Origin of the sequence: Peptidiphaga gingivicola, assembly GCF_001652275.1 — a bacterium.
Taxonomy (GTDB): Bacteria; Actinomycetota; Actinomycetes; order Actinomycetales; family Actinomycetaceae; genus Peptidiphaga; species Peptidiphaga gingivicola.
In genome coordinates this window covers 125,039-142,066 of record NZ_LVZK01000001.1, presented here as the reverse complement: position 1 = coordinate 142,066, position 17,028 = coordinate 125,039, and the positions used below count along the sequence as shown (strand labels likewise).

Sequence of the window (17,028 nt, the reverse complement as noted above, 5' to 3'; positions counted from 1 at the left end):
GCAAGAGGTGTGTGGTAAGCGTCCACCGAACTCGACCCGATGCCACGCCCGAATCACAGCGACACCCACCCGCACGAACTCCGTTTGCCGCCCAAGCGTCAATCAAAATCTGGGATCGCCCTGCATTGGTGGCAGGCGCAGCAGGTTCTGAAGAGCTGCTCGAAGTAGATGCCAGGCTCGCCTCCTGTTGATTCCGAGTTTCGCACGACAGCGATCTGAATTTCTCGCCCCAGTTCCGTCCGCAAAACTCAAGATTGATCTTGGCCCGTCTGACTGAGGCGACGGTGCTTACTGTGCTTTCTTCCGCGCGGCAGCAAGGTTGTTGCGTGTGGCGAGTGTGTCGGGGTGGTCGGGGCCGAGGGCGTCTATGAGCATGCCGACGGCTTCTTGGAGGGTCAGGGCGGTTTGCGGACGTCCCATATCGGTGAGGCGATGAACTGTCTAGTTTATGATTTTGCTGACGCTCGACGGGTTGATGCGGACCTCGTGGGGAGAATAGTGTGCTTGTCCTTGTTGTTGTTCTGAGATGGCTCGGAGGTGGTCGGCCATGTCGAGGACGTCGGCGCGCTGGGCGTCGTTCTTTGAGGCCTCGTCCATGTCGATGTTCTCCAACAGGGTGACGACCGCTTTCTCCAGACTGTCGACGATCTCGTCAAGCCGGTATTCGCCCAGCTCGGCCAGGTACTCGTCTATCGTGGCGTACCCGTTGAGCTTGATGGTCGCCGCGGCCTGGGCCAGGGCCACGGGCAGATCCCCGAGCGCCTCGGCCAGACGGGCCGCCCCGGCGTCGTCGTCGAACCCAGTCCGCTCGACGACGAAATCCACCGATTGGGGCCGAGTAAACACGCCAATGTCAAGAATGAGCCCGAGGCTCTCACCCGGCCTGGTTGTGGCCGTCACTAGGACGCGCAGGCCTCGGCCGTGCGGGATTAGCCCGGTCAGATCGTCAAAGTCCTTGACGTTGTCGAAGACGATCAGCCGGTCGCTGTCTCCGGAGTTGAGGCGGCTCAAGCACCGGCGGGCGAGCCCTTCGGGGTCGCCCTTGCCGTCCTCGTCAATTCCCATTTCATGGGCCAGTCCTCCCAAGCGCGCCACGGCCTGCTTGCGTGTAGAGGCGTCCATCCACGCCACCAGAGACCACCCGGCCTCACATTCGCGGTAATAGGCTGCGGCCAACTGGGACTTGCCCACACCCCGCATCCCACACACAACAACCGGCACACCCACAGACCACGAGCCCGCATTGTCACCGTCGGACGAAAAGCCCCCGCCGTCAACCGAACGACCCGCATCGATGTCGCAGACCGGCTTTAAAGCCTCGCCCCGCCCGGCCCGCGATTCGGGTCGGCCCAGCGCCGCGTCAAGCTTGGCCTGCTCCTGTCGGCTGATGAAGCCGGCTGCCCGCCCCGGAGGAGAACCGAACCGAATCGGCCGCCCCTGGCCCTCCGAGACCGACCCGGCCTTGGTCCCCGCGGAGACGATCTCCGATGCCTGGCTGACCCTGGCCAAGAGCTCGTTGCCCGCTGAGGCGCCCTCGCGGATCTCTTCGAGGGCCTTCCTGAGCATCGACAGGTCCTGGCCGTGTCCTTGGACAAGCCGCATGACAGCCTCTTGGCCACCCATGAGGCTGTCATGGTTGTCCAGGGCGACGAGGAAAGCGTTGCGGGGGAAGTCCTGCGAGGTTTGGGCCAGGCCTGCCAGCCCGTCGGCGACGATGGCCAGTAGGTCGTCGAACATGCCTTCGGCCTTCTGGTCGACCTCCCGCCGCATTGTGCTCCCGCCGTTGTCGTCAATATAGGTCAGGAGGACGTCGGCGTCGCAGCGGGCGGCCTGGACAAGGGTCTCCTTGCTTTTCAGGAGCCTTTCGAGAACGGTTTCAGCGGATGTAGCCGCCCCCAAATAGGCCTGCCGCCCAGCCACCGTTGCGCCCTAGGGTCTGGCCTTTTCGACGCGCATTCCCGCTTCGTACATGCCGCCCAGGAGTTTGCCCTGGAGGCTTTCGTCGAGCATTCCGGGCTGGTCGCTTGCGAAGGCCGTGATGATGTCGACGCCGAAGTCGAACAGGATCGGCGAGGCCGGCGTCGACGGGCCGATCATGACCGTCACGGCGTCGCGCGAAAGCTCCAGCAGGCGCGGAATCGTCTTGTTGACGAAGGACGAGCCGGTGATGAAGACGTAGTCGCAGCCCGGCAGCAGGTACTCGGCCGCGGAGTCCGGGTAGTCGCCTTCCACGGGGTTGCGCTCGAGGATGAAAAGCTCTGCGGCGTCGGCGAGCGCCGATGCGGCGAAGGGGAAGTGCCCGATCACCGCCACCTTCTTCCCCGCGATGACCTCGCGGTACGGGTGGAAGGCGCGTGCCCAGTTGTTCTCATGGCAGGGGGAGAAGCCGTTGCCGAAAGCGCGCTTGGGCAGCGAATGATACGCGTTGATGGCGGCCATGCCCAGGCCGGCCTCGGCGAGGTTCCAGCTTTTGGCCAGGGCTGCGACCTCGCGCAGGGGGAGCCCCGCCAAGTCGTCCTCGCCGTAGGAGGCGGGGCGGGTGCGCACGGGCATGGCGAAGGCCATTCCTGCGCCCCTCTCGGAGGAGGTCACGCGGCACCACTTCGTGCCGATGTAAGCCGCTGCGACAGTGATATGGCCGGGGATCTCGTCTATGAGATCGTCGTATAGATTCCAAGGGTTCGTCATGAGTTCTCCTCGCGTGCCGTCCGTGTTGTCGTATGCGTCGTCGGATTCCGACCTCGGGCGGAGGTCGATAGGCCCCTGAACGGGGCGATGCCGGACTAGCGTCGCCTGAATAGGTTCCCCTCACCGTTGGCGTTGCCTTCAATTATAGTGCGCTGCGGCACCGGTTTGTAGCGGCAAAAGGATCGGCTTTTGCATAGGGAAGGCAGGTTTACGCACGGGAAATTTGCAACGCCGGCGAGAGCGTTTTTCACACAGGAGTATTGACGATCTAGACGAGTTGGCAGCCCTTTTTCCTGTGAGCGAGTGAAGATGCGCTTGCGCGTGCCGCGCGGGTAGGAGAGCGATTCGCGGCCTATAGCTCAGTGGCATGCCAGGGGTGCGCTTCGACGGCATAGGTGTTGCGCATGCCGTCCTGGGTGAAATTCGCGCTGTAGACGGTGGGTGTCATTCGCTTCGAGCGTGACGGCATACGGCGACGTGGCCTGCGGTGGCAGCCGCGGGTCTGCGTTCAGGAGCGGTTAGGCGGAAGAGCGGTTAGGCGGAGCCGACAGCTGGGAGCATTTACGCGGGGCGGCATCTGTTCTCTTCTGCCAGATTGGGACATGTGCCGCCTAAGGAGGTGCGTCAGGTCGGCCGCCTGGCCGGTCTCTGATGCGTTTCAGACGACGCTCTAGGACGGTGAGCCCGATGAAAGCCGAGAACGATCTGCGACAGTACTGTTTGAACCGCCCGGATCGTCTGAACCGAATCACCCGAACCGCCCGAACCGACCGAGCTTCCGGCGCACCGCCGGATCCGCTCCCAACCACGCTTCAAGGATTTGCCATGACCGAGCAGCCCGCTGACCACTCCGACCACTCCGCCTCCGCGCCGCGGACCCCTTCCACACCGCAGACCGTCCGCTGGACCACCCCGCCCACCCACGGCGGCGAACGACTTGACGGGCGATCCGTCGCCCTCGTGAGCGCGGACAGGGTCCTCACCGGAAAGCGCGGCCAGGCCGAGGGCAGCCTCGAGGTCCTCGGCGGGGCCAACGACGCCGGCGCCCGTGCAGCCGGCCGCGGCGGAGCCATCCTCGTGCGGGGGCGCGAGATCTTGGCGGCGGGGACCGCCGCGGAGCTCGAAGGGCGCTTGAGCGAGCTCGTTCCCGACGTCGACCCTCGCAAGGTCGTGCGCCTGGACCTGCCCGGCGCCACCCTCATGCCCGGGCTCATCGAGACCCACGATCACCTTCCCACCTCCGGGACCGACGTCGAATACCCCGACTACGGGCCGCACGAGGTCGCCCGCCTCACCCTCAACGCTGCCCGCGCCGCCCGCGAGCTGCTCAGCGAGGGCGTCACGAGCGTGCAGTCTCTCGGGGCGCGGCACTACGTGGACGTCGCCCTGCGCGACGCCGTCGATGCCGGGGAACTGCGGGGGCCGCGCATCGTCGCCTCCGGCCCGCAGATCACCACCACCGGCGGACACGCCCACCATGCCGGCGGCGCCGCCGACTCCGTGGACGAGATTCGCCGCCAGGTTCGCCGCCACCACCTCATGGGGGTCGACACGATCAAGACGATGGCCACCGGCGGCTTCACGACCGGCGGCTCCGCGCCGTGGTTCGCCCAGTTCACCGTCGAGGAGCTTCGGGTCATGTTCGACGAGGCCCACCGCCTGGGCAAGTGGACGGCAGCCCATGCCCACGGCGTTCAGGGCATCGAGCGGGCCGTGCGCGCCGGCGTGGACTACGTCGCCCACGCCTCCTTCGTCTCGGAGGCCGGCCGCACCGAGTTCGACCCCAGGCTGGCCGACGAAATGGCGAACGCCGGCGTCTACGTCGACTGCACGATAGTCGCGGGCCTGCCCGGCTTTATCGCGAGCGACTCCTCCTACGCCCCGCCCGCCAGGCTTCTGTGGGAGCACGGGGTGCGAATCGTCGCCGGGCACGACGCCGGGATCCCAGGCTCCCCGCAGCGGGCATACGTCGGCGGGCTCCAGGCCCTCGAGGAGGTTGGCCTTCCCCGCAACGAGGTGCTGCTCGCCGCCACGTCTCGGGCCGCCGCCGGCATCGGACGCGCCGGCGTGGCCGGTGTTCTTGCAGCGGGTTTCGAAGCTGACTTCATCGCGGTGGCCGGCGACCCGCGCCAGGACCTCTCCGTCCTGCACAACCTGCGCCTGGTGGCGGCCCGCGGCCGGGAATTCCGACCCGACCGGGTCGAAGGCCTTCCCGCGCGGGAGGTGCCGGCCAAGCCGATCGGCCCCGCCGTGACCCTCGCCGAGTGGCGCGAACGCAGCGTCCGCCTCGCCCGCCACCCGGAGGTGTGAGCGGGGGACGAGGCCGAATCCTCTCGCGCAGGGCAAGGGCGCATCTGCGGGCACAGCGCCTGCTTGCGGCGGCGGCTGCCGCGGGTCGGCGCAGTGGCCCACGAGGCGAGCGCTGAGCAAGCGGGGAGCGGCGAGCGTTCCCTGCGCTTCCGGCGCCGCTTCAGCGCCCTCGGTGCCTCTGACGGGCTTTGGCTCGCCTTCGCGCGTATGCCTCGTCGGCAGCTCGTTTCCGCTCGCTCCGTCGCGCCGAGGCACGCTCCTCGCCGCGCGACTCCATGTCGGCCTTCAGGGCCTCCTGGGCTTTCGTCGAGACGCCCCTTTCGCGCATCGCCTTCGCCGCCATCCGCTGGGCGCGCTTGGGGTTCGTTTTTCCTGCGCCGCCCCCTGCCTCTCCGGCGTCGGCCCCTTTTTCGACGACGGGGACGGCGCCGTGCGCCCGCCGAACAAGCTCTGCGCCGTGCTCGCGGACGAACTCGTGGAGCTCCGCGGCGCTCGGCTCTTTGCCGAAGACGACTCGGGCTGCGCGGACGGATTCGCCGTCGTCGACCTCGTAGACGCCGACCCACAGATGACCGTCGAAGAACAGCGTGAACTGCGCTGACATCTTGCCTCCAGGTACGCAAAAGCGGACCCGACGAGCTGGATTCCAGCGAGGCTGGCGACGGACGCCCCGCACCGCGATGGGGGTGTAGAGCGTCGCCCGGGCTTCCTACCGGGCAGCGCGTTTCGTTCATCAGGAACTGACCCCTCGACTATACACGGGGGCGCATGGGGACGGCGATCGCGGCCTCCGGCGGAGGAGGAAGGCCCGCTATACGCGGGGGTACGGGCGACGGGCTTTCCTTGGCAAAGGCGCTGGAAGTTATGAGCTATAGGGGCACGGGCAATGGGCTTGCGGGCGGCCCGTGCACAGCCCCCGTTCGCGTGGACGCTTCCGAAAACGGCGGTGAGATTCGGGCGGCCCGCGCATGGCCGCCGATCGGGCGACAGTTCATGCGGCGCCACGCGTGCTCTCATCCTGCCCCGCGACGCTGATGGGGATTCCAGGTATTGCCTTCGGCGGCTGCCGTCGGCGGCGCCACACCCGCCGCGCTCTCCTGCAAACGCTGCCTGAGCTGCCATCTCGACCGCGCGTCCGTTTCACTGCCGCGCCCTCCTGCGAACGGCTGCGTGAGCGGCCATCCTGATTGCATGTTCGGTTCAGCTTCTGCTCTTAATCTAGTAGTCTGGGCGGAGAACAGCGGGTTTGGCCCGTTGGGAAAGCGGAACTGGTCGGGGCGAAAAGGAGGGTGCATGTTTGCGGTGACGATCGACCAACGGTCCTCGCGGTCGGTGGGCGACCGCGTGCCCGAATTGCTCGAATTGCTTGCGGAGGCCTGCGCCGGCAATCCGCCGATCGCCGGATTCGACAGGACCGTCGGGGACGAGGTCGAAGGCCTGTTCGACGACGCCGCCGGCGTCGTCGCCGCCGTTCGAGCTGCTCTAGCCATGGGCGACTGGCACATCGGCCTGGGAATCGGCTCGGTCGAGTCGGTGGGCCGCAATGTGCGCGAGGCGCGGGGCTCGGCTTTCGTCGCCGCCCGCGAGGCCGTCGAACGGGCGAAGATCAGCGGGGAAGTCGAAGTGCGCCAGGGGGCGGACGTCAACATCTCGCCTCTTGCCCTCGAGGCGTCCCAGGTCGTCTTCCAACTGCTTGGCGCCCTGCTCGCCGACCGCACCGACGCCCAGCGTGAGGTCTCCGACTTGTTCGACGCCGGCCTTACCGGGCGCGAGGCCGCAGCGGCCCTCGGCGTGAGCCCCTCCGCGGTCTCCCAGCGGCGCACGGCCTCCCGCTACGACTTGGAGACGCGGGGCTGGGCGGTGCTCGACGAACTGCTGGGCCGCATCGGCGACGAGGTGGACGCCCGGCTCGACGTGGAGCAGAAAGCGAAAACGAAAGGCAAGTCGCATGCACGGCTCGACGCCGAGCGCGGCGTGGCGAAGGACGGGCGCGCTGTCGCCAAGGGAAACGAAAGCTCCGACGTCGGGGCACTCGAAAGATCCACAGCCGGCAAAAGCCTCGCGGCCCGCGAACAAGGCCCTGTGGGCGGCGCGGTTCCTGCGGGCGGCGCGGCTCCTGCGGCCGGCAAAGAAGTCCCCGCGCACGCGATTCCGGCGGCCCGCGAACAAGGCCCGGCGGTCAAGACGGCCTCGGCGGTTCCCGAAAAGGCCCCCGCATCCGGGAGAAAGCAAGGAGGCTCGCGCTTGTGACCGTGGCGATCGTGCTTCTTTCCCTCACTGTGTCCGTGGTCTTCGGCTGGGCGGCGGTCGAGGGCGTCATGCGTCTGGCCAAGGTCCGCGGCGGCGCCGGTCCTCGGCCGAGCTCGGGCGGGCATCGGGCCACCGTTCTTCGTGAGCGGCCTGCCCAGCCGCGCGTGCTGCGCGGCGGAGCGTGGATCGGCGCGTTGGAAAGGCTGGCGATAACCGGCGCGATTCTGGCCCGCCAGCCCGAGATGGTCGCCGCCGTCGTCGCCGTGAAGGGGCTTGGCCGCTGGGCGGACCTCCAGACGAACCCCGCCTTGACGGAGCGTTTCATCATCGGCACGCTCGCGTCGTACGTCGCGGCTGGCGCGTGCGGGTACGTGGGCCTGGCGCTGATGGGCTAGCCGCAGCCTGCGCCTTCCACGTCGATGGGCTAACCTGCGCGTTCCGCGTCGATGGGCAGCCTGCGTGTCTCGCGTCGATGGTCTAGCCTGCGCGTTCCGCGTCGATGGGCAGCCGTGTTTTCGACGAATCTCGGCCAGCTGCTCAGCTAGGCCCTTTTTACCGAGAACCGCGGAATCTCGGCGCTGAGGACGCGGGGCTTTCGTCACAGGTGCGGGGTGAAAATCGTCACCGCCGATGTTAGTCTGGTAGACGGCCCGCGACTGCGGAACACTGAACTTCCAATGGAGGATATTTAATGACGAAGTACGTCTACGCGTTCACCGAGGGTGACCGCGACATGAAGGATTTGCTCGGCGGGAAAGGCGCCAACTTGGCCGAAATGGTCAAGCTCGGCCTTCCGGTTCCTCCGGGCTTCACGATCACCACCGATGCGTGTCGCGCATACCTTGCTGCGGGCGAGTCCCCCGAGACGCTCGACGTCGAAGTGACGTCCCACCTGCGCAACGTCGAGCAGGAGATGGGCAAGCGCCTCGGCGACAAGAACGATCCCCTGCTCGTCTCGGTCCGTTCCGGCGCGAAGTTCTCCATGCCCGGAATGATGGAGACGGTCCTCAACATCGGCCTCAACGACGAATCCGTCCAGGGCCTTGCGGCGCAGTCCGGCAACGAGCGTTTCGCCTGGGACTCCTACCGCCGTCTCATTCAGATGTTCGGCAAGACGGTCCAGGACATCGACGGCGACAAGTTCGCCGACATCCTCCACAAGCTTCAAGCGGACAAGGGCTACTCGGGCGACCTCGACATGACGGCCGACGACCTCAAGCACCTCGTCAAGGAGTTCAAGAAGGTCGTCAAGGACGAAACCGGCGAAGACTTCCCCCAGGATCCGCGCAAGCAGCTCGACCTGGCCGTCGAAGCCGTGTTCCGCTCGTGGAACACGGAGCGCGCGCGCCTCTACCGCCGTCGCGAGCGCATCCCCAACGACCTCGGAACCGCGGTCAACGTCTGCACGATGGTGTTCGGCAACATGGGCGAGACATCGGGCACGGGCGTGTGCTTCACCCGGGACCCCTCCACGGGCCATTCGGGCGTCTACGGCGACTACCTGGTCAACGCCCAAGGCGAGGACGTCGTCGCCGGCATCCGCAACACGCTTTCGCTCGCCGACCTCGAGCGCCTCGACAAGAAGTCCTATGACGAGCTGCGCGCCATCATGAACAAGCTCGAGACGCACTACCGCGACCTGTGCGACATCGAGTTCACCATCCAGCAGGGCAAGCTGTGGATGCTCCAGACCCGCGTGGGCAAGCGCACTCCCGCGGCGGCCTTCCGCGTGGCCACCCAGCTCGTGGACGAGCGGCTCATCACCTCCGACGAAGCCGTCACCCGCGTGACGGGCGACCAGCTGACGTCGCTGCTCTTCCCGCAGTTCGACAAGAACGCCGAGAAGAAGGTGCTCACCAAGGGCATGCCCGCCTCGCCGGGCGCCGCCGTCGGCGAGATCGTCCTCAACAACGAGCAGGCCGCATCCCGCGTCGCCGCCGGCGCCTCCGTGATCCTCGTGCGCCGCGAGACCAACCCCGACGACCTCGCCGGCATGGTCGCCGCCTCCGGCGTGCTCACCGCTCGCGGCGGCAAGACCTCGCACGCCGCGGTTGTGGCGCGCGGCATGGGCCGCTGCTGCGTCGTCGGCGCCGAGGACCTCGCCGTCGACGAAGAGGCCGGGACCGTGCACGTCAAGCCCCGGGGCGTCACCCTCAAGGCCGGCGACGTCGTCGCGATCGACGGCACCACGGGCGAGGTCTTCCAGGGCGAGGTGCCGGTCGTCGACTCCCCGGTCATGACCTATATCACCCACGGGCTCGACGCCGCGCTGTCCACTGGCCTCGACGCCGACACCGAGGAGCTGGTGCGCGCCGTCGACCGGATCCTCACGCAGGCCGACGAGAAGAGGAATCTGGCCGTGCGCGCCAACGCCGACACGCCCGAGGACGCCGAGCGCGCGCGTTCCTTCGAGGCACAGGGCGTCGGGCTGTGCCGCACCGAGCACATGTTCCTCGGCGACCGACGCAAGCTCATCGAGTCCGTCATCCTGGCGGACACGGCCGAGGAGCAGGAGGAGGCCTTCGACGCGCTCCGTCCGCTCCAAAAGGGCGACTTCGTCGGCATCTTCACGGCCATGGACGGCCTGCCCGTGACCGTGCGCCTCATCGATCCGCCGCTGCACGAGTTCCTGCCCGACCTCACCGAGCTTTCGGTTGAGCTCGCGGTGAAGGCCGCCCGCGGCGAGGAGGTCACCGAGCATGAGAAGCGCGTCCTCGAAGCCGTCAAGGCCAACCACGAGCAGAACCCGATGCTCGGCCTTCGCGGCGTGCGCCTGGGCCTGAAGATCCGCGGCCTGTTCAAGCTGCAGATCCGAGCCATCGCCGAGGCCGCCGTCGAGTGCAAGAAGAAGGGCCTCGACCCCCGGCCGGAGATCATGGTTCCGCTCATCGGCTCCGAGCGCGAGCTTCAGATCGTCCGCGACGACGCCGAGCGCATCATCGGCAAGGTCGAGAAGGAAAACGGCGTCGAGCTGGACATCCCGATCGGCAACATGATCGAGCTGCCGCGCGCCGCCCTCGAGGCCGACCACATCGCCGCCGAGTCGGACTTCTTCTCCTTCGGAACGAACGACCTGACCCAGACCACGTGGGGCTTCTCGCGCGACGACGTCGAAGCTTCGTTCTTCAACGAGTACTTCGACTACGGCATCTTCGGCATCTCGCCGTTTGAGACGATCGACGCGAGCGGCGTCGGCCAGCTAGTCGAGACCGGTGTGACGCGTGGGCGCGCTGCCAAGCCGGGCCTCAAGTGCGGCGTCTGCGGCGAGCACGGCGGCGACCCCGCTTCGATCCACCTGTTCGACAGGCTCGGACTGAACTATGTGTCCTGCTCGCCGTTCCGCGTTCCGGTCGCCCGACTGGAGTCCGGGCGCGCGGCGATCTCCAACGAGTCCGCCGGCACAGGCCGCTAGCAGCCCGCGGGCGCAGGCGGCTGCCGGTTCGGCGACGCCGCTAGGCTCGCTCCAGCAGTCCTAAATTGTCTGGAGCGAGCCGTTCCCGGACCGGCTCGGCGTGCGGGTTCCTTCCGCTCGCCGCCCGGTCGGGCAAACGCCGACGAAATCGTCGATAAACTGACAGAACGTCAGAAAAAGCGATTCCGCAATAAACGAATTGCGAAACGTTCCATAAAACTCTTGAGTGAAGGGGACAATAGTCCTAGACTCGTCGGTGGAGACGGGTTTAGAGAGCGGAAGAAATGTCTCTCAGGTAGGAAACGATCCACGCCTCGGTCGAAAAATTGCGATTGTAAGCATAACCTGACCATGTACACCCAGAACTGTCACAGTGAGGTGAGGTTGCAATGAATCTTCGCGAGTGCCCCCAGCACAAAGCGTTGCGGTTGACCCATGTCAATCTTCCCCGCCGCAACCTCCTGCGCATGCAGGAGCTCGGAGTGAGGCCTGGCACTGAGGTCGTCGTGACTCAGCATGCGGGATTCGGCGGAGTCGTTCTCAACATCGGCGGCGCACGGGTAGCCGTCGATCACCGCTCAGCCCTGCGGATTCGCGCGGAGGTGGTCTCATGAGCTGCCCGCGCTGCGGATCCGAGGGCCACTCCCATGCGACGGCCACCCTCTCCATCGATCCGTCGACGGAGCCGACTATCGCCCTCGTGGGCAACCCCAACGTCGGCAAATCGACGCTGTTCAACCAGCTGACGGGCGCCCGCCAGCGCGTGGTCAACGCGCCGGGAACAACTGTTCAAGTCGCCTCGGGAAACTGGCATAAAGCCAAGATCAAGGTGCTTGACCTTCCCGGAACGTACTCGCTCATCGCCACAAGCCCCGACGAGCAGGTTGTGTCCGACACGATCGCCTGCGCGCCTGGAACGATCACAGACCGGGAGAAGACCCGCGGCATCGACCTCGTGCTCGTGCTCCTCGACGGCAGCTCGCTCACGCGCTCCCTCTATCTTCTCGGCCAAGTGGGGCAGACCGGCCAGCCGGTCGCCGCCGTCGTCACGATGACCGACGTCGCCGTCGAAAACGGGGACGTCATCGACTACGACGCCCTCTCGCGCACTCTCGGAATCCCGATCCTGCCGATGGATCCGCGCTCGTCGAAAGACTACGAACGGCTCGAGGAGATGGTCACCGAGGCCATCCGCACACGGCCGCACATTCGCGGTATCGACCCCGATCCGGGCGCGCCCGGCTACATCGGCCACGTCGGCTGCGACTGCTGCGAGCCAAAGCCGAAATCGACGTCGAAGAAAAAGAAGAAGGCCGCCGTCTCCCGAATGCACGCAGAGGAACTCGGCCGCGCGGACACGCTCTTCTCGTGGGTCGACTCCGTCGAGAAGAGCTTCCACGAGAGCAGGGCCGAACCCGAGCGGCTCTCGCGTTCCGACAAGCTCGACAGGTTGCTTCTCAACCCCCTGGTCGGCCTCGCGATCTTTTTCAGCCTCATGTGGCTGCTGTTCAAGACGGCCGGCGAGTGGGTCAGCCCGCTGCAGGACCGTTTCGAGGACTTTTTCTCAAAGACGGACCCGGGCGCGATCTCGGTGGCGAACGGGGTGGTTTGGCTGCTGAAGAAGGTAGGGCTGAACGACACATGGTTCCAACAGCTCACGGTCGGCGGCATCGTCAACGGCCTCGGCGTCGTCGCCAGCTTCTTCCCGCTCATGTTCGTCATCTACGCCGCCTTCTCCGTGCTCGAAGATTCGGGCTATATGGCGCGGGCGGCGTTCCTCGGCGACCGTCTGATGCGCAAGATCGGCCTGGACGGGCGCGTCATCCTTCCTCTCATCATGGGCTTCGGATGCAACTTGCCGTCCCTGGCCGCGGTGAGAACGCTGCCTTCCGCCCGACAACGCCTGGTCACCGTGCTCATCACGCCCTACACTTCGTGTGCGGCGCGCGTGACGATCTACCTCATGATCGCCCGCATCTTCTTCCGCGGGCACGTCGCAACGATCGTCTTCTCGATGTATCTGCTTTCGGCCGTGCTCATCGTGCTCGCAGCGTGGGTCCTCAAGTTCTTCATCACGAAGGACGAAAAGGCTGCGCCGCTCATGCTCGTGCTTCCGGCCTACCAGATCCCGCGGCTGCTCATCATGCTGAAGATGACCTTCCGGCGGTCCTGGGCCTTCGTCACCGGGGCGGGAAAGATCATCGTCGCGATGACGGCGGTCGTGTGGCTCATGGGCGCCATCCCGGTGGGCGCAGGCGACAAGGGCTTCGCCGACCCCGAGCTGGCGATGGAGGATTCGCTCTACGGCAAGACGGCCCAGGTGCTCGTTCCCGCCTTCAAACCGACGGGCTTCGGCGAATGGCACATGACCGGCGCACTCATGACCGGTTTCGTCGCAAAAGAGACGGTCATCTCCTCCGTGGTCACCTCCTACAACCTCGATCCGGATGCCGACGCCGGCGACGCCGAGGACGACGGCTCGGATCTTGGCAAGCTCCCCAAGCTCGTCAGCCAGTCCCTCACCGAGTCGGCAGGCTCGGGCTATCAGGGGCTCGCCGCCTTCGCCTTCCTCGTCTTCGTCTTGGCGTATACGCCGTGCCTGGCCACTGTGGCCGAGCAGGCGAAGCTCATCGGGGCGAAGAAGGCGACCGCCGCTGTGGGCGTGCAATTGGCCGTTGCCTGGCTCTTGGCCGTCGGCATCTTCCAGATAGGGAAGCTGTTCTTATGAGGCTGAGGGCATTGCGGAAGAGCGCCCGCTCCGACGTCGGCCAGGCCTCCGACGCCGGAGGCCTGGCCCGCCGCGCTTCGGCTCCAAAAGGGAGCGGCGCCTCTGTCTCGGAAGAGAGCCGCTCCCGCGTCTCCCTGGAAAGCGGAGGCGGGGCCGGCGGCGCCCTCGAAGGGCCCCGCGGCGCGGTGACGCAGAGGATACTCGAGCAGATACGGATGGGGCGCACCGTTCGCGCAATCTCCGCCGCGACCGGCGTCTCGGAGGTGTTTGTCTCCACCCTCTTGGAGCACTATGACCGGCTGGGAATGCTCGACGACGCCGGGTCCCTGTGCTCCTCGGGACTGGGCGCCTGCCACACCAAAGACGTCTCCGACGAGGTTCGAGTGGCCTGCGCCGGATGTCCCCTCGTCATCTGAGGCTGCCTTCGTCGAAGCGGCGCATCGGCGCGCATCCGGGCAATGCCCGGCGCCCCGGGAGCGCCTCTGCCCGAAGAAAAGCCGACGCGTTGCCGTCCCCGCGGCGCCCTCCGCGCTGGCACAATGAGCTCATGGATTCGGTGATCGACACGGCAGGCCTCCTTGACAGGCTCCAGCGGACAGTTGCGGGCGGGGCGGACGCCGACGCACGCCGCAGGGCCGAGTATTCGACGGACGCCTCGAATTACCGGATCCCGCCCCTCGCGGTCGCCTTTCCCAAAGACGCCGACGACGTCGCCGCGGCACTCGCCGCCGCCCGAGAATTCGGGGTTCCGATCACCGGGCGGGGCGGCGGCACGTCGTGCGCGGGCAATTCCATCGGCGAGGGGATCGTCCTGGACTTTTCGCGGCACATGAACGCCATCTTGAGCGTCGATCCCGAGGCTCGCGTGGCTCGCGTGCAGCCCGGCGTCGTCATGTCGGAACTGCAGAAGGCGGCGGCCCCGTTCGGCCTGCGTTTCGGCCCGGACCCCTCCACCCAGAACCGCGCCACCTTTGGCGGGATGATCGGGAACAACGCGTGCGGCCCCCACGCGGTGGCGTTTGGGCGCACGGCGGACAACGTCGCGGGCATGGACGTGACCCTGGCCGACGGCAGGCGTATGAAGGCGGGCGAAGGCGGGCTGGGATATGAGGCCGTGCCCGAGCTCGCGAGGCTCGTGGACGAGAACCTGGCGACTATACGCGTGCAGTTCGGCAGATTCAAACGTCAGGTCTCGGGATACTCCCTCGAGCACCTCCTGCCCGAAAACGGGCGGAATCTCGCCAAGTTCCTGGTGGGAAGCGAGGGGACGCTGGGCCTCCTGACGGCGGCCGAGGTCAGGCTCGTCCCGGTCGAGGCCTCGCCGGCCCTCGTCGTGCTCGGCTACCCGGACATGGCCAGCGCTGCCGACGACGTCCCAGCCCTCCTCGCCCACCGACCGCTCGCCGTCGAAGGCATGGACGCCCGGCTGGTCGACGTCGTCCGGCGTGCGAAGGGCGGCGTTCCGCCGCTGCCGGAAGGCGGGGGATGGCTGATGGTCGAGGTCGGCGAGGAAGGCGGCGCAGACGCGATGTCAAGGGCCAGGGCGCTGGCAGGCTCCGCCTCCTCCACGGCCGTCGACATACGGCCCGCGGGCCCGGAGGCGGTCCGGCTGTGGCGAATCCGTGCCGACGGCGCGGGCCTGGGTGGGAGGACCCCGGCGGGAAATCAGGCGTGGCCCGGCTGGGAGGATTCTGCCGTTCCGCCCGAGAGGCTCGGCGAATACCTCCGCGCGCTCGAGGCCCTCATGAAGGGATACGGGCTCGACGGCCTCATGTACGGGCATTTCGGGGACGGATGCGTCCACGTCCGCATCGACTTCCCGCTCGAATCCCGGCGGGGAACCGAAACCTTCCGCCGGTTCATGGAGGAGGCGGCCGACCTCGCCGCAGGCTTCGGCGGGTCCCTCTCGGGCGAGCACGGCGACGGGCGCGCCCGCTCGGAGCTGTTGGAGAGGATGTACGGACCCGACGTCGTCGCCCTGTTCGAGCGCGTCAAAGGGGTCTTCGACCCCGAATGCCTGCTCAACCCGGGAGTGCTCGTCCGGCCCGACCGCATCGACGAACATCTGAGAAGGCCGGGTGCGAAGCCGATTCCCTACGCCGGAGGCTTCCGTTTCGCCGACGACGGCGGAGACATGGCCCGGGCCGTTCACCGCTGCACGGGCGTGGGCAATTGCCGGGCGAGCAGATTCGACCTCGGCGCTTTCATGTGCCCCTCCTACGAGGCCACGCGCGACGAGAAGGACGTGACCCGCGGCAGGGCGAGGGTGCTCCAAGACGTGGCACGCGGCGGGGTTCTGGCGTGGGACTCTCCCGAGGTGCTCGACTCCCTCGACCTGTGCCTGGCTTGCAAGGCGTGTTCGCGGGACTGCCCGACGGGGATCGACGTCGCCCGGTACAGATCCGAGGCCCTCTACCGCGCCTACCGCGGCAAACTCAGGCCTGTGGTCCATTACGCTCTGGGAAGGCTGCCGCTGTGGGCAAGGATGGTCACGAAGGTTCCCGTCGTCGCGAGGATCGCGAACGCTGTGATGCGGCTCGGCCCGCTGCGGAGGCTGGCCTTCCGGCTGGTCGGCGTCGACCCGCGGCGCGCGATGCCGGGGTTCGAAACCCGACGTTTCTCTCGAAGCGAAGAGGCCCGGAGCGTGCGTAAAGAGGCTCGGAGCCTGCGTGCCGCCTTCCGAAAATCGCGGAAGAAGGGGCTGCGCGGCATTCCCGATGAAAGCGGCATTCCCGATGAAAAGCGGGGCAGCGCCCCCGAGCGGGGAGAGGCGCTCGCTCGAACGAGCGGTTTGGCGGGGGAGGCGACGGCGGGCGAATCGGACGCGAAGCCTCGTTACGTCGCACTGTGGGCGGATTCCTTCTCCGAAACCCTCGACGCCCGCGGAGCGCGGGCGGCCGTCTCCGTGCTCCAAGAGGCCGGATACACCGTGCTGCTTCCCCCCGACGAGGCCTGCTGCGGCCTCACCTGGATCACCACGGGGCAGCTCGACGCGGCCAAGCGAAAGCTGGACTCCCTGCTTGGCGCGTTGGCGCCGTTCGCCGCGAACGGGATTCCCATCGTCGGCGTCGAGCCCTCGTGCACCGCGGTGCTGCGTTCCGACATGGAAGATCTGCTTGCCGGCGACCCCCGCGTCGATCTGGTCAAAGAAATGACCTTCACCTTGGCGGAGCTGCTCAGCGCGCCAAAGCCGTTCGGCCCCGGGGAAAACTGGAGCATGCCCGATCTCACCGGCCTCGAGGTGGTGGCCCAGCCGCACTGCCACCACTATTCTGTTATGGGATGGGCCGCGGACGAAGCGCTTTTGCTCTCGGCGGGAGCCGAGCTGACGAAGGTGACGGGCTGCTGCGGTTTGGCAGGCAACTTCGGCATGGAGAAGGGGCACTACGATGTATCCGTGAGGATCGCGGGCGCCCGCTTGCTGCCGACGCTCGAAAGGGCGAATCCCGACGCCGTCTTCCTGGCCGACGGTTTTTCTTGCCGCACGCAGGCGGAGCAGCTGTCCGCCTCTCGGGGCATACACCTGGCCGAACTCATCCGCGACGGGATGGCCGTTCGACGCCATATGTCGGACGAGGGGAGGATACCGGCTCGCTCGCGATAAGCTAACCTTGTTTCATCACGCAAGTTTACATAAGGA

Annotated in this window: 12 protein-coding genes; 8 read left to right on the top strand and 4 right to left on the bottom strand. The window is 67.1% G+C overall.

Features of this window, described 5'->3' with window-relative positions; translation table 11 throughout:
- Positions 1 to 288: 288 nt before the first annotated feature.
- Genes A4H34_RS10495 through A4H34_RS00580 form a run of 3 tightly spaced genes read right to left on the bottom strand, consistent with a single transcriptional unit; the run spans position 289 to position 2,688 of the window.
- Positions 289 to 420: a tetratricopeptide repeat protein gene (locus tag A4H34_RS10495; protein WP_082902952.1), complete on the bottom strand. Its 132-nt coding sequence runs from the start codon at positions 418 to 420 to the stop codon at positions 289 to 291.
- 21 nt (positions 421 to 441) lie between these two features.
- Complete coding sequence (locus tag A4H34_RS00585) at positions 442 to 1,920, bottom strand: hypothetical protein (protein ID WP_064230719.1); 1,479 nt, start codon at positions 1,918 to 1,920, stop codon at positions 442 to 444.
- Between the two features lie 9 nt (positions 1,921 to 1,929).
- Positions 1,930 to 2,688: a Rossmann-like domain-containing protein gene (locus tag A4H34_RS00580; protein WP_064230718.1), complete on the bottom strand. Its 759-nt coding sequence runs from the start codon at positions 2,686 to 2,688 to the stop codon at positions 1,930 to 1,932.
- An 825-nt stretch (positions 2,689 to 3,513) separates the two neighbouring features.
- On the opposite strand from A4H34_RS00580, the gene A4H34_RS00575 reads away from it, so the two are divergent.
- Positions 3,514 to 4,998, top strand: coding sequence for an amidohydrolase family protein (locus tag A4H34_RS00575; RefSeq protein ID WP_064230717.1), 1,485 nt, complete (start codon positions 3,514 to 3,516; stop codon positions 4,996 to 4,998).
- A 160-nt stretch (positions 4,999 to 5,158) separates the two neighbouring features.
- Here the strand turns inward: A4H34_RS00575 and A4H34_RS00570 are convergent, their stop codons facing one another.
- Positions 5,159 to 5,602 carry a YjdF family protein gene (locus A4H34_RS00570; protein ID WP_064230716.1) on the bottom strand — a complete coding sequence of 148 codons (444 nt, stop codon included), beginning with the start codon at positions 5,600 to 5,602 and terminating at the stop codon, positions 5,159 to 5,161.
- Between the two features lie 689 nt (positions 5,603 to 6,291).
- Between A4H34_RS00570 and A4H34_RS00565 the strand changes: the two genes are divergently transcribed.
- From A4H34_RS00565 to A4H34_RS00535, 7 genes are all read left to right on the top strand, one after another.
- Positions 6,292 to 7,248, top strand: coding sequence for a hypothetical protein (locus A4H34_RS00565; RefSeq protein ID WP_064230715.1), 957 nt, complete (start codon positions 6,292 to 6,294; stop codon positions 7,246 to 7,248).
- Complete coding sequence (locus tag A4H34_RS00560; protein WP_009198471.1) at positions 7,245 to 7,643, top strand: hypothetical protein; 399 nt, start codon at positions 7,245 to 7,247, stop codon at positions 7,641 to 7,643. The genes A4H34_RS00565 and A4H34_RS00560 overlap by 4 nt, the downstream gene beginning before the upstream one ends.
- Positions 7,644 to 7,939: 296 nt before the next feature.
- The gene (gene ppdK, locus A4H34_RS00555; protein WP_064230713.1) at positions 7,940 to 10,660 is read left to right on the top strand and encodes a pyruvate, phosphate dikinase; all 2,721 of its coding nucleotides are present in this window, start codon (positions 7,940 to 7,942) and stop codon (positions 10,658 to 10,660) included.
- Positions 10,661 to 11,049: 389 nt separating this feature from the next.
- A complete protein-coding gene (locus A4H34_RS10490; protein WP_082902951.1) occupies positions 11,050 to 11,274 on the top strand; it encodes a FeoA family protein in 225 nt (74 codons plus the stop codon).
- Positions 11,271 to 13,388: a ferrous iron transport protein B gene (gene feoB, locus A4H34_RS00545; RefSeq protein WP_009198474.1), complete on the top strand. Its 2,118-nt coding sequence runs from the start codon at positions 11,271 to 11,273 to the stop codon at positions 13,386 to 13,388. Before A4H34_RS10490 ends, feoB begins: the two co-directional genes overlap by 4 nt.
- Positions 13,385 to 13,804: a hypothetical protein gene (locus tag A4H34_RS10485; protein WP_009198475.1), complete on the top strand. Its 420-nt coding sequence runs from the start codon at positions 13,385 to 13,387 to the stop codon at positions 13,802 to 13,804. The genes feoB and A4H34_RS10485 overlap by 4 nt, the downstream gene beginning before the upstream one ends.
- Positions 13,805 to 13,935: 131 nt before the next feature.
- Positions 13,936 to 16,992 (top strand): FAD-binding and (Fe-S)-binding domain-containing protein, encoded by a 3,057-nt coding sequence (locus A4H34_RS00535; protein WP_064230711.1) that lies wholly within the window; start codon positions 13,936 to 13,938, stop codon positions 16,990 to 16,992.
- Positions 16,993 to 17,028 lie beyond the last annotated feature (36 nt).